This is a genomic window from Pseudomonas sp. NBRC 111127, assembly GCF_001320345.1.
GTDB classification, from domain to species: domain Bacteria; phylum Pseudomonadota; class Gammaproteobacteria; order Pseudomonadales; family Pseudomonadaceae; genus Aquipseudomonas; species Aquipseudomonas juntendi.
Genome location: NZ_BCBD01000144.1, coordinates 1 through 14,037 on the forward strand (window position 1 = coordinate 1; position 14,037 = coordinate 14,037).

Below are 14,037 nucleotides of genomic sequence, written 5' to 3' on the forward strand. Positions count from 1 at the left end.
CGGAGGCCTCGGTAGCTGCCGCGACAGGCCTGCAGCGGCTCAATCTGGTTCAGACCCAGCTCTTGCCAAAACAGGCGGCGCTCACGGCATCCACCGAAGCGCTGACCATTGCCCAGGCCAACCTGACACGCGCCGCCACCGGCGGTTTGCTGTCGGCACTGGGCGGCCCGATGGGGCTGGCTTTGCTCGCCGGTACCGCAGCGGCCAGCTTCCTGTTACTCAGCGACAACGCCGACCAGGCGGGCGTCAGCCTGGACGACCTGCACAAGCCGGTTGCTCAGCTGCGAGAAGAGTTCGCCAAGCTCAACAAGGACCAGCGTGAAGCCTCGCTGGTGAAGTGGCAGCAAGAACAGGTCAATGCCGCTGACAAGGTGAAGGACGCCTATGGCGACCTGTCCCAGTCGATCCGATCGGCTGTGGTCACGGCCCCGGCGCGCGACTCTGGCGGCCAGTACAACCGGCAGTTGGCCGAGTACCAAGGCCTGATCGATCGCCTCAATGAGGCGCGTGCCTCGGGACAGGGTTTATCGCCTGTGCTGCAGGAGGTAGCGACACGGCTGCAACTGCCGGCCAGCACGGTGCAGCAGTGGATCACCCAGGCGGGTGCCGTCAGCGACGCCGATCAGCGATCGAGCCTGATCGCGGAAACCCTGCGAGTGCTCACCGGTGTCACCGATGCGAACACCTCGGCCACCCAGGCGAACAATGCCGCCAAGGTCGGCATGAGTTCGGCTGGCCAGACGTATCTGGAAACGCTGCAGAAGCAGCTGGCCGGCCTGCAGGACAATGGCGACGCAATCAAGATCGCCAACCGCTACATCGCCGAAAACGCCGATCTCACCGAGACCGACCGACAGGCGATCCTTTCGGCGGCCAGCGCGATCGAGTCGCAGAAGAAGGCCAACAAGGATTCGACTGAAGGCAGCAAGGGCCGCACCAAGGCGCTGAACGACGAGGTCAAGGCGCTCGACGCGATCATCGACCGTGCGCTGCCGGAGAAGAAGCGCCTGGAGGACCTGGTCGAGGGCGTGCAGGGGCTGCGCAAGGCCCAGGCCGCCGGCAAGATCACCGCCGCCGAGATGGAGCTCGGCATCAAGAACCTGAACGCGGCCTATGCCGATCCGGAGTTAAAGAAACGGGCCGAAGAAGAGAGGAAGCTGGCGGAGATCCGGCGCAACAGCGCCGAAGCCTACCGCAAGGCCATGGAGGTGGTGCTGCAGACCCGGCAGGACGCAATCAATGCGGACGTAGCCGGCGTAGGCATGGGCGACGATCAGCGCGAACAGGCCGACCGGCTCAACGCTGTGCGGCAGAAGTATGCCGAGGCGCGCCGGCAGCTTGAAGAGCAGCAGGAGGATGTGTCGCGCCGGCTCAGCCAGGACGCCTATCAACAGCGGCTGGCGGACCTGGCCGACTACCAGGCGCGCGAGCTGCAGATGGAAGTCGACGGTTTCGACGCTCGCTTGCTGGCCCAGCGAGACTACCGCAACGGCGCCAAGCGAGCCTGGGCGAACATTCAGGCGGACGCGGCGAACGTGGCCGGCGCTACCGATGACATGCTCACCACCGGTTTCAACACGGCCCGCGATGCCCTGGCCGAATTCGCCATCACTGGCAAGGCCAACTTCAAGGACTTCGCGTCGAGTGTCATCAACGACATGGCCAGGATCGCCAGCCAGCAGGCCGCCAGCTCGTTGCTGAGTGGGCTGGTTGGCCTGGGCGTGTCTGCGATGGGCAGCTACTTCGGCGGTGGCTCAGGTAACGGCATGACGCCCGGGTCTGCGGGTGCCGTCTCGTCGAGCCTCGGTGCGTCGCAGGCGGGCTATGGCAGTACGTACTTCCCCCAGGCGCTGGGCGGCGCTTGGTCTCGAGGCGTGCAGTTGTTCGCCAAGGGCGGTGCGTTCACCAACAGTGTGCTGAGCCGCCCGACTGCCTTCGGCATAGCAAATGGTGGCCTAGGCGTGGCCGGCGAGGCTGGACCTGAGGCAATCATGCCGCTGGCCAGGGGCTCGGACGGATCGCTTGGCGTTCAGGTCGTTGGTGGCAACGGCGGCGGGTCCACCGTGGTGCAACTCAACGTGCCGGTTTCGGTGAGTGTTGAGGACCGCAGCGCAGACGGCATGGAACTGGACAGCACCACCCTTCAGCAAAACCTCCAGCAGCAGATGCAGGGGGTGGCGGAGCGTGCCATAGCCGCTTCGTGGCGGGCGGGTGGCGTGAGTTATCGAAACAGTAACGGGAGGCGCTGATGGCGATCGAAACCTTCACCTGGACGCCAGACGACGAGGCCAGCGGTGATAGCACGTTACGCACCCGGAAATCACAGTTCGGTGACAACTACGCCCAGGTGTCCACCGATGGCCTAAATGCCGAATCTGACAGCTGGTCGCTGTCGTTCGGCGGTCTGGCTGACGAGCTCGCACCTATCCTGGCGTTCATCCGGAGGCACCGGGGCGCCACGTCATTTCTGTGGACGAATCCCGAGGGCGTCCTTGGGCTGTATCGGTGCGAGACCTTCCGGCAGCAGCGAAAGCCGGGCGGTGTGGCGGTGCTGACAGCTACTTTTGAACGAGCATTTCATCCATGACCTTGATCACTCAGCTGCAGAAGCTGGAACCCGGCGCAGAAATCCTGTTGTTAGAGCTGGACGGCTCCGATTTCGGAGCGGACACGCTGCGATTCCATGGGCACGCGATACCGCACACACCTCAAGAACTGGCAGCGGCTGGCGCGAACGCTGACCAGCTGCCGGCCAAGTCGATCTGGTGGCAGGGCAATGAGTACGGCGCCTGGCCCATGCAAATCGATGGCATCGAAGCGAACTCGGATGGTACCGCCGTGCGGCCCACGCTGACCGTGGGCAACGTCAACGGCCGAATCACCACCCTGTGCCTGGCCTTCGACAACCTGCTCGAGTTCAAGCTGACCATGCGTCACACCATGGCTCGCTATCTGGATGCGGTGAATTTCCCGGCAGGCAACCCCGAGGCCGATCCGACCGAAGAGGCGATCGAGGTCTGGTACATCGACCAGAAGGTTTCCGAGAACGGCACTACGGTTTCTTGGGAGCTGGCCAGCCCTGGCGACGTGGGCGGGGAGACTATCGGCCGCCAGATGACGCAGCTATGCCACTGGGCAATGACTGCCCGCTACCGCGGCCCGAACTGCGGCTACACCGGCCCCTACTTCGACCTTGAAGGCGATCCCACCGACGACCCGGCCAAGGACCAGTGCAATGGCTGCCTCGACACGGGATGCACCGTTCGCTACGGGCAGGGCAATCAACTGCCATTCGGCGGCTTCCCGGCCGTTTCCCTGATCGCACGGAGCTGACCATGCGCAAACACATCCTGGAGGCAGTGCGAGCGCATGCCGCCGGCTGCTATCCGACAGAATCATGCGGACTGATCGTGGCGGTAGGTCGGTCGCACAAGTACGTGCCTTGTGAAAACACCGCGACTGACCCATCCGAGGAATTCCGCATCGCGCCCGAGCAGTATGCTGCGGCTGAAGAGCAGGGCGAGGTGATCGGTATCGTGCACTCGCATCCAGATGCCCCCAGCAGGCCGTCGCCCCGTGACCTGGCCATGTGCGAGGCTACCGGGTTGCCTTGGTACATCCTGTCCTGGCCAGAGGGTGACCTGCGCACAGTCGCGCCAACCGGTCACGCGCCGCTGCTCGGGCGGCCGTTCGTGCACGGAGCCTGGGACTGCTGGCAGGTCTGTGCTGACTGGTACAAGCGAGAGTGGGGTCTGGAATTTCCGGCCTACGCGCGGGAGGATGGGTGGTGGGAGAAGCCGGACGGTCCAAGCCTGTATGAGCAGGCCTTCGAGGCTGCTGGCTTCTACCAGGTCAGCCAGCCGCAGCGCGGCGACATGATTGTCATGGCCGTGGGCCGCACGGCTCACCCGAACCACGCCGGCATTTACCTCGGCGCTGACGCTCGGCTGCCGGAGGAATCGGCGGAGGTCTTCGGACCTGGCCCGTTCATGCTGCACCACCTGCTGGGCAGACCATCAGAAATCATCGTATTCGGTGGGCCCTGGCTCGACCGGACGCGCCTTGTGTTACGACATCAAGGTGCGGAGCGCGGCGGGAAGGAGAAGGCGCTAAACGCTATGTGTCGGCTTGACGAGCGGGACTCGGAGCTGTGACCCTCTGGCTATCATTATGCTATCGCAGTTGAATGGCTCTATGATATTTTTTTGCGCTCATTTAAGGAGCGCGACATGTATAAAAAGGTAGTTTTGCTATTGGCTGGTGGCACTTTGGTTGGTTGCGCAACATCCTCAATGGACTATAGCCCCCCAACGCCAGCGGCAGTCCCCAACACCAGAAGCGTTTCTACGGACTTCGAAAAGTCCTGGGATCAGCTCGTTCGTCAGCTCAGTTCGGATTTTTTTGTTATCAATAATATTGATAAGAGCTCTCGTCTGATTAATGTTAGTTTTTCGACGTCGCGGCCTTCTGAGTATGTGGACTGTGGGTCAACTTTACGGAAGTTCAGTAACGCGAGAGGGGAGCAAGTTTATAACTACGTCACGGCAGATTCTGCAAAATTTGCGGTTACAAACCAAAATGCTGCGTTCAATGTCAGCCGTGAAACGAAGCTAGAAGGACGCGTGAATATCTACGTCGCTCCGGGAAAAGGCGGCACAGATATCTCCGTTAATACCAAATACGTATTTACTGTCAACGCGAAAATCTTTGGTTTCGACGGTTCACCGGTGACAGTAAATCCTACGACGATCGATTTCTCGACCAAGAGCCCATACACTTCCCCCGATTTGACGTGTTACGCAAGAGGTACTCTAGAGTCCCGAATTTTAGACATGGTGATGTAGAGCCCGACTAATCTATCGTGCGCCATTTCTGAGGGGAGACTATGATCACGCGAATTCTCATCTGTGCAGTGGGGCTGGCGTTGCTGGCGGGTTGCACTACGCCCGGCAATTTACTCAAGAGTAACCCGACGATCATGGCAGAAACCACGAAGGCACCAAAAGCATACGCGCTGTGCGTTTTGCCTGAATGGCAAGAGCACCAGGCCGGGGCAACCATGAGTGAGACTCTTACGGGCTACCGATTGATTTCCTCAGCTGAATCGATCGGTCAGACCAACGAGCTTCTGGAAATCAAACAAACGGTCCACGGCAGCGAGGTGCTGCTGTATCAGCGGATGCCAGGGATAACCATGGGCAGGTCAAAGATTACTTCGTCCGTGAAAAACTGCCTTTGAACGCTGTTTTAAGCAATTAGCCGCCACTTGGCGGCTTTTTTTCGTCTGGAGAACTGCATGTCTCAAGAAATGACCGTTATAGAGTTTTCAGGAACTTTGCGCAAAGCGCTTGGACGGTGGCACCGGCGACTGCTGGATACTGGCAGCGTGCGCGAGTTGCTGAAAGCGCTGACGATCACGCTGCCAGGATTCAAGGAAGAGATTGATCGGCTGTCCCGCTTGGGAATGAATTTCGCTATCTACCGCAATGGTACAAACGTAGGTGAGACCGAATTCGGTCGTGGCGGAGCGAAGGTTGTGAAAATCGTTCCGGTTGTTGCTGGCAGTAAGCGTGGGGGGATGCTGCAGACAGTTATTGGCGCGATATTGATTGCCGCTTCCTTCATCCCCGTCCCTGGGTTCCAAGCCCTTCTTCCCGTAGGTGTAGCAATGGCCGCCGGCGGAGTCATCCAGATGCTCAGCCCTCAGGCCAAGGGCCTGTCTCAGAGTGCCGCACCTGAGAACTTGCCGAGTTACGCCTTCGGCAGCGCCAAGAACACTACAGCCAGTGGCAATCCTGTCCCGATTTGCATCGGCGAACGCCGCTGGGGTGGGGCGATCATCTCAGCCTCGATCGAGGCGCAAGACAAGGCCTAGGGCCAACTCAGCTAATAGACCGCCTCCGGGCGGTTTTTTCTTGCCCGGAGGAAAGTATGGGCCCTGTAGATCACCTGGAAATCACCGGCGCCAAGGGCGGCGACAGCAAGCCGAAAACTCCGGTCGAGACACCGGACAGCCTGCAGTCGTCGAACATCGCCAAGATCCTGCTGGCCGTAGGTGAGGGCGAATTCGAAGATACGCCAACCGACCGTGACATCTACCTCGACAACACGCCGATCATGGACGCCAGCGGCAACGTGAATTTCCCAGGGGTGAAGTGGGAGTGGCGCCCAGGCTCCGTCGAGCAGGAGTACATCCAGGGCATTCCCTCCGTCGAGAACGAGACCAACATCAATGTGGAGCTGCGCAGCGACAACCCGTTCACCCGTGCCCTGAGTAACACCCAGCTCTCGGCCGTGCGCGTGCGCATGACTTGGCCGCGCCTGGCGCAGCAGGACAGCAACGGCAACACCAACGGCTACCGCATTGAGTACGCGATCGATATCGCCACCGACGGCGGTGCTTATGTAGAGGCGCACCTCGGCGCCGTGGACGGCAAAACCACCAATGGCTACCAGCGCTCCGTGCGTGTGAACCTGCCCAAGGCGACCTCCGGCTGGATGCTGCGTGTGCGCCGGATTACCCCAAACGCCAACAGCGGCACAATCGCCGACACGATGACCATCGCTGGCTACACCGAGATCATCGACCAGAAGCTGCGCTACCCGAACACCGCGCTGCTGTACATCGAGTTTGACGCCCAGCAGTTCCAGAACATCCCGGCTGTCACCGTGAGGTGCAAGGCCAAGCGTTGGCCGGTACCGACCAACTACGACCCGGTAGCCCGTACCTACACTGGCGTATGGGACGGCACCTTCAAGCAGGCCTGGACCAACAACCCTGCGTTCGTGACCTACGGGCTGTGTGTCGAAGATCGGTTCGGTCTGGGTAAGCGCATCAAGTCGTGGATGGTCGACAAGTGGGAGATGTATCGCATTGCCCAGTACTGCGACCAGTTGGTGCCGGATGGCGTGGGTGGTCAAGAGCCGCGCTATCTGTGCGACATGAACCTGCAGGGCCGCTCCGAGGCCTGGACGCTGCTGCGTGACTTGGCGGCCATCTACCGGGGCATGGTGTACTGGGCCCACGGTTCGCTGTTCATGCAGGCGGATATGCCGCGAGCCCAGGACATTGACTACGTGTTCACCCGAGCCAACGTAATCGACGGTGACTTCGTCTACGGGGGCGCCGAGCGCAACACGCACTACAGCCGCGCCTTGGTCAGCTACGACAACCCGGCCAACAATTACGACACCGACGTCATTCCGGTGACCGATCTGTCGCTCCAGCGCAGGTACCGCGATCGCCCAATCGAGCTGTCGGCGATTGGCTGCACCCGGGCCTCCGAGGCCCAACGCCGCGGTAAGTGGGCGCTGTTGAGCAACAGCCAGGACCGCACCGTCACCTTCAAGACCGGCATGGAAGGACGCATTCCACTGCCTGGCTACGTCATTCCCATCGCAGACGAGCTCGTTGCGGGCCGTCCAAACGGTGGCCGGATTTCGGTGGCTGCCGGCCGCGTTGTGACCTTGGACCGTGACACGCCGATCAAGGCCGGTGATCGCCTGATCTTGAACCTGCCGAATGGGACTGCTCAGGCGCGCACCGTGCAATCGGTAGCTGGGCGCGCGGTCACGGTGACCACCGATTACGGGGTCCAGCCTGAACCTGAGCTGCAGTGGGCAATCGACTACGACGACCTGGCCATCCAGCTTTTCCGGGTGCTCAAGACGACTCGTACCCAGGAGGGAAACCACGAAATCACCGCGCTCGAGTTCAACCCAAGTAAGTTCCCCGCGATCGATACCGGTGCCAAGCTGGACGAGCGCCCGATTAGTGTCATCCCGGTGACGACCGTGCAGCCGCCAGCGAGCGTGACGCTGTCGTCTAACCACGTGATTGACCAAGGCATCGCGGTCAGCACCATGACCATCGCTTGGCCGGCAGTGGAGGGTGCCGTTGCTTACGATGTTGAATGGCGCAAGGACAACGGCAACTGGATTCGTCTGCAACGCACCGGCGCTGCTTCGGTTGATGTGGTAGGAATCTACGCTGGCGCTTACCTGGCTCGGGTACGGGCGGTCAGTAGCTTCGACATCACCTCGATCTGGAAAAGCTCGAATCTGACTCAGCTGAATGGCAAGGAAGGCCTGCCGCCGGCCGTTACGTTCCTGGATACCGAAAGTCTGCTGTTTGGCATCGGCATCAAGTGGGGCTTTCCAGCGGGCGCCGAGGACACCCAGCGAACGGAGCTGTGGTACAGCGAAGGCACCGATCTGGGTTTGGCCACCAAGCTGGCCGACCTGGCCTATCCGCAGAACGAGCACGTCATGCAGGGCCTGCGCGCCGGGCAGCGTTTCTTCTTCTGGGCGCGCCTGGTGGATCGCACCGGCAACCTCGGCCCGTTCTTCCCGGAGGCCCCGGCAGTGGTTGCCGGAATGGCCAGCGCTGATGCTGGCGCGATCCTCGAGCAGATCAAGGATCAGATCACCGAGAGTGAACTGGGCCAGGAGCTCACCAGCCGAATCGACCTGATAGACAAGAATGGCCCTGGGTCGGTGAACGATCGGATAGGGACGGCCAAGACCGAACTGGCCCTGCAAATCAGTGAGGTGAACAACGCCCTCAACACCACCAAAGGCAACTTGCAGCAGCACATCACCGCTGTGAGCGCTGATGTGTCGGCTGCCAAGGCCGACCTGCAGCAGCAGATCGCCAACGTCTCGGCCTTGGCCGGCTCGTTGCCGTACCGGAAAGACAAGGCCTACAGCGTCGGGCAAAGCGCCCTGGGCAGTGATGGCAAGTTGTACCAGGCCCTAAAAGCGGTACCGCTGAACACGCCACCGCCGAACGCCACCTACTGGACCGATGTTGGCCAGGCGGTGGTGACTGCCAACGGCATGGCCGCGCGCGTCCAGACCATGGAAACCAAAGTCGAAACCCTGGAGGGCGCCACCTCAGCCCAGGCCCAGCAGATCTCGGGCCTGCAGTCGAGCCTTACCACCACCAACGGCAACGTGTCGGCTGCCCAGCAGGCTGCGCAGGATGCGGCCACGCTAGCGGGCGGGAAGGGCAAGGTCATTGTTCAGTCGGCCGCGCCTGCCGTCGCCGACCGTCTGGCTCAGAACCTGTGGATCGACACCACCAGCAATGCCAACACGCCGAAGAGGTGGAGTGGCTCGGCATGGATCGCTGTGACGGATAAGGTAGCAACCGATGCTGCCGCAGCTGCCGCCGGCGCATTGGCCTTGGCCCAGACTAAGGCCGACGCCACGGTAGTCAGCAGCCTGACCACCCGGGTCAGCGATGCCGAGGGCAAGCTCACGTCGCAAGCCACCCGCATGGACGGCATGCAGACCAGCATCGACGGCAAGGCCAGTTCGCAGGCGCTGCAGCAGGTCACGAGCCGTGTCGCGGCGACCGAGGACAAGGATAAGGCCCAAGATCAGCTCATCAGCTCGCAAAGCCAGGCGCTCACCTCGCTGACTGACAGCGTGAGCAAGAAGGCGGATGCTTCGGCTGTCCAGTCCCTGGGTAACCGAGTGGAGGCTGCTGAAGGGGCACTGAGCAGCCAGAGCACTGATATCACGCAGCTGAAAAACAGCGTAGGCGCTGCCCAGCCATTCGTTGCTGGCCGTGCCTGGGAGTTCACCGGCTCGACAAGGGGTTGGGTGGCGACCGCGACAAATGGGACGATTACTGCGGGCCCGCTGTTTGCTACCGTGACTGCAAACCCGAACCTTCAGTGCAATTTCACCCCAGTCGTTGCAGGCGCAGAGAACCCCTATCTGCGGATTAGGCTACGGCGGCGTAATACCAGCCGGGCAGGTGCCCAGATGTATTGGGCGAACGAAGAAGGCGGGTTGGCCGAGGCAAGGCGCTTTGGGTGGTTCATCAGCACCACAACCACGGATTGGCAGGACATCGAGCTTGACCTGTCCGGCCATGCCGGGTGGAACGGCAAGAAAATTTACGCCATCCGCCTGGACATGATGAACTCCGGTGATACAAGCGGCGAGATCGATATCGCTTATATCGCCGTTGGTAGGCGTTCCGCCTCGGCCTCGGCAGAAGCCGTTTCCACTCTGAACAACGCGGTTACCGAAGCAGAAGGAAAGCTATCCAGCCAGAGCCAGTCGATCGTAAATCTGCAGGGTGGGCTCAATGCTACCAACGGTAATGTGTCAGCTGCGCAGAAGGCTGCCCAAGACGCATACAGCCTCGCTGACGCCAAGGGCAAGGTGATCGTCCAAAACTCAACACCTTCAGCCATCAACCAGCAGATCCAGAACCTTTGGATTGATACCACAGGTGGCGGGAACACACCCAAACGGTGGAATGGCTCTGCATGGCAGGCAGTTTCGGACAAGGTAGCCACGGATGCCGCAGCAGCAGCGGCCAATGCCCTGAGCCAAGTAGCGACAAAGGCTGATGCCTCTACCGTTCAGAGCCTCACGAATAAGGTAGAGCAACAGGGCACAGCCATCACCGCCGCTGGCGAGGCGATCACTGGCATTAATGCATCGCTCGGCCAGGTTGGCGGCGAGAACCTACTGCCTAACCCTTCGTTTGAGGTAGAGGGGCCAACTGCCGGCCTTGCTGATGGCTGGCGTATTGGCTCCTCGCTGTCTGCACCCAATCGGCTTCTGTCGTTGGTGCCGTCAACCTTGGACCCTCGCGGTAAGGCGCAGCGTGTTGATGCCAAAGGGCTATCCGGCTCTGCGTATGTGGATGTTGCGCTACCGAACGCAAGCTGGGTGTCCATGGCGCCAGGGCAGGTACTGACAGTGTCGGCGTATGTCCGGGGCACCCAGGATCTGGTCAGCGAGATATACCTGCAATACAAGAACAGTGGTGGGGCCACGGTAGGGACGCATGGACCGCTCCGAACCATTCTGAGCGACGCATGGAACCGACCAGTCTTCACTGGCGCTGCCGCTCCAGCGGGGACGATCGGGGCAGACCTTCTTTTACGCGTCAGAGGTCCTTTGGGTGGTACCGCCAGTGACGGCTACTACGAGATTGATCGCGCCCAAGCTGAACTATCCACCGTCGTGAGTGCCTGGAAGGACAACGCCAAGAACGCTCAAAGCGCAGCGCAAGCAAACGCTGCAGCGATCAACAGCGTATCGGGTCGTGTCTCCAGCACCGAGGAGGGGCTGACGTCAGTCAGTGGTCGGCTAACTCAACTGGACAATTCGATCGGAGACGTTGGCGGAGAGAATCTGCTCTACAACCCGGCTTTCACGAAATTGGGAGCAGCTACGGGGAACAATCCTGATGGATGGGTGCCGGAAGGGACGGCGACCTATACGCCCTCAATGGTCAGCTCCTGGCTTAACGCTGCAGAAAATGCATATCGGTGCACCACCACGGGCGTTGGCACAACAGCTTCGGGCAACCCTTACACGTCGCTGGTCACAGCAAGTGAACGGGCTCCTGCAGTTGCCCCGGGTCAGACGGTGACGTCGTCGATCTATGCAAGGAAGACCTCCGATTCAGGCGATTTGGGATTGAGGATCTTCCATCAGTGGGCAAACGCCGCCGGTACCGTAATCTCTGCTCCGGCCTCGCAGGTTGTGCCCGTATCGGTGTCCGGCGATCGCGTGTCGTTCACATCGATTGCTCCTGCTGGCGCCGCCAAGGTTCGGGTGTTTTACCGGGCCCACGCTGCAAGCGGGAGTAGTGCTGCTGGTACTTTCGAGGTTGCCAGGCCACAGGTCGAATACGGTTCGCGGCCGACTGGCTGGCGAGACAACGGGCAGGTCAACAGCACCGCCATCGGCGCCGTTTCTACGGCAGTCGACGGCCTGACATCCAGCGTGAGCCAGCAGGCCAAAGACATCACCTCTGTGTCCGGCAGAACGACCAGCCTTGAGAACAGCGTCAACAGCGGTTCCACTGGCCTGGCCAGCAAGGCGTCGACCGCAGCGCTGACCAGCGTGGCCAACCGCGTCGCTGCTACTGAAAGCGGACTGACTGCGCAATCCGCGAGCATCACCAACCTGGAGGCGAAGATTGGCACCGCTCTGCCATTCGTAGCTGGGCAGACTTGGGAGTTCGTGAACTCAGTGGAGGGATGGATAGCCAATACGTCTGGAGCAACCCTGACCGCAGGCCCTCAGTACGCAACTGTCGCCAAGTTCACGACCATTCAGGCAACCAACACCTTCCCCGTCATAGACGGAGCCGCGAACCCTCTTGTGAGGATCAGGCTGCGCCGGCGCAACACCGGCCGGACCAGTGCGGCTATGTACTGGGCCAACGAGGATGGGGGGCTTGCTGAGGCTCGGCGTTTCAACTGGCCTATCAGCACCTCGAGTGGAGATTGGCAGGACATCGAGCTCGATCTGTCCGGCCATTCTGGTTGGAATGGGAAGAAGATCTGGGCCATCCGCCTGGACATGTACAACTCAGGTGATGCCAATGGCGAGGTGGACATTGCCTACATCGCAGCCGGTCGCCGGTCGGTGGCTGCTTCGGGGAGGGCGTTTGACTCACTCAGCGTCAACGTTTCCCAGCAGGGGGACAAGCTGGCGGCTGAAACACAGAGGATAAATGGGCTGCTGTCCTCTGTCGGAGATGCCAACGCCGCGATTCAGAACGAAGCCAAGGCCCGAAGCGATGCTGATGGAGCACTCAGTCAGCAAATTCAGAGCACCCAATCGTCTTTGGGGGCCACCAATGCTTCGGTACAGCAGATCAGTACCGCGCAGACCGGATTGAATAATCGGGTCAACGCTCAGTTCTCGATCAAGGTTGCAGTTACGCAAAGCGGAGTTTATGCGCTCGGTGGGATTGGAGTAGGCATTCAGAACCAGAATGGTGTGCTGCAGTCGGTCGTGGCCGTCTTGGCGGACCAGTTCGCGGTAATCAACGCCGCCGGCAATGGTTACGTCAGCCCGTTTGCGATTCAAGGCGGCCAGGTGTTCATGAATGATGCCTTCATTCGTGATGGCAGCATCATCAACGCCAAGATCGCCAACGGTGCGATTACGTCCGCGAAGATCGGGGTGGCGGAAATCGACACGCTGCGAATTCGTGGTAACGCTGTCACTGTGCCGGTATCGGCAAGCAGCCCCGGGAATGTGCTGGGTGCGGGGGTAGGCCAATGGCAAAACCTGGTCGCTGTCGGCGTTCAGATGGACGAGGGCGGTTTCATCACCGCCCAGTACAGCTGCTACCAAGGGTTTGGCAGTGGTATCCGTAAGTACCAATTCCAGATGGATATCAACGGCTTGGTGATCGCGGAAGGTGGCGGCGATTGGGCGGATGGCTTCCCTAACCTGATGGGATCAATCGGCGTTGGCCCTGGTTATTTCGTCATCACTGTGAAGTGGTGGGGGGAGAACACGGGTGTCGGGGTGAGAAATCATAACCTCTTTGCGATGGGAACCAAACGATGAGCAACACTGGACACTTCGCAGCCTATGAGCCTGACGGCCGGATCGTATTTGCCGTCAGCTGCCCGCCCGAGTACGGGAAGCAGATCATCAGGCTCAACACCGACCGGCCTTTCATCCAGGTGGCCACACCGGCAAGGCCGGCAGATCACTTCGTGGTGGGGCAGATGCTCAAGGAGCGTCCCCAGATGGGGGCGGTTCTCCAAGGGCTCTGGTTGAAGGGGGTGCCCGAAGGTGCCGCCGTCAACATCGAGAGCGAAACCTACACCGCTGACGGCAGTGACATCGAGCTGGGATTTTCGGCGCCGGGTATCTACACCGTCACGGTCAGCCTTTGGCCATACCGCGATCGGGAGTTCACCGTTGAAAATTCAGCATAAGAGCGACCACACCAAGCGCCGTGCGGCCGAGTACCCGCCGGTGGAGGAGCAACTGGACATGCTTTGGCATGCGATGAATCAAGGGCATATGCCCAAGGCTGAGCCGTTCTTCTCGACCCTGCAGCAGATCAAGCAGCAACACCCCAAGGCTTGAATCCAAGCCAACTACCCAATGCCCGCCATCGTGCGGGCTTCTTTTGCCTGGAGATTTACCCATGCCATTTGTCGCCATCAACCTGAGCAATGACTACGAAGTTGCCAACAAAACTCGCTACGCCACCCAGGAGGAGGCCGACGCCCGAGCCCGCGAGATTCT

Annotated in this window: 10 protein-coding genes; all 10 read left to right on the plus strand. The window is 60.7% G+C overall.

Going from position 1 to position 14,037, the window contains the following annotated elements; translation table 11 throughout:
- Positions 1-2,249: phage tail tape measure protein (locus tag APH30_RS21320; RefSeq protein ID WP_054913692.1), on the plus strand; the 2,249-nt coding region annotated here is incomplete at its 5' end.
- Positions 2,249-2,587, plus strand: a complete 339-nt coding sequence (locus tag APH30_RS21325; RefSeq protein WP_054913693.1) for a phage tail protein — start codon at positions 2,249-2,251, stop codon at positions 2,585-2,587. The genes APH30_RS21320 and APH30_RS21325, both read left to right, overlap by 1 nt.
- Positions 2,584-3,333, plus strand: a complete 750-nt coding sequence (locus APH30_RS21330) for a phage minor tail protein L (RefSeq protein ID WP_054913694.1) — start codon at positions 2,584-2,586, stop codon at positions 3,331-3,333. Before APH30_RS21325 ends, APH30_RS21330 begins: the two co-directional genes overlap by 4 nt.
- Positions 3,334-3,335: 2 nt before the next feature.
- Positions 3,336-4,154 (plus strand): C40 family peptidase, encoded by an 819-nt coding sequence (locus APH30_RS21335; protein WP_082416227.1) that lies wholly within the window; start codon positions 3,336-3,338, stop codon positions 4,152-4,154.
- A 75-nt stretch (positions 4,155-4,229) separates the two neighbouring features.
- Entirely contained in the window at positions 4,230-4,844 is a 615-nt protein-coding gene (locus APH30_RS28875) for a hypothetical protein (protein ID WP_156326586.1), read from the plus strand.
- 41 nt (positions 4,845-4,885) lie between these two features.
- Positions 4,886-5,239 (plus strand): hypothetical protein, encoded by a 354-nt coding sequence (locus APH30_RS21340; protein ID WP_054913695.1) that lies wholly within the window; start codon positions 4,886-4,888, stop codon positions 5,237-5,239.
- A gap of 57 nt (positions 5,240-5,296) precedes the next feature.
- Positions 5,297-5,875 carry a tail assembly protein gene (locus APH30_RS21345; protein ID WP_054913696.1) on the plus strand — a complete coding sequence of 193 codons (579 nt, stop codon included), beginning with the start codon at positions 5,297-5,299 and terminating at the stop codon, positions 5,873-5,875.
- A gap of 56 nt (positions 5,876-5,931) precedes the next feature.
- The gene (locus tag APH30_RS30035) at positions 5,932-13,344 is read left to right on the plus strand and encodes a phage tail protein (RefSeq protein WP_082416228.1); all 7,413 of its coding nucleotides are present in this window, start codon (positions 5,932-5,934) and stop codon (positions 13,342-13,344) included.
- Positions 13,341-13,721, plus strand: coding sequence for a hypothetical protein (locus tag APH30_RS21355; RefSeq protein ID WP_054913697.1), 381 nt, complete (start codon positions 13,341-13,343; stop codon positions 13,719-13,721). The genes APH30_RS30035 and APH30_RS21355 overlap by 4 nt, the downstream gene beginning before the upstream one ends.
- Positions 13,705-13,875 carry a hypothetical protein gene (locus APH30_RS29185; RefSeq protein ID WP_009681808.1) on the plus strand — a complete coding sequence of 57 codons (171 nt, stop codon included), beginning with the start codon at positions 13,705-13,707 and terminating at the stop codon, positions 13,873-13,875. Before APH30_RS21355 ends, APH30_RS29185 begins: the two co-directional genes overlap by 17 nt.
- Positions 13,876-14,037: the final 162 nt, after the last annotated feature.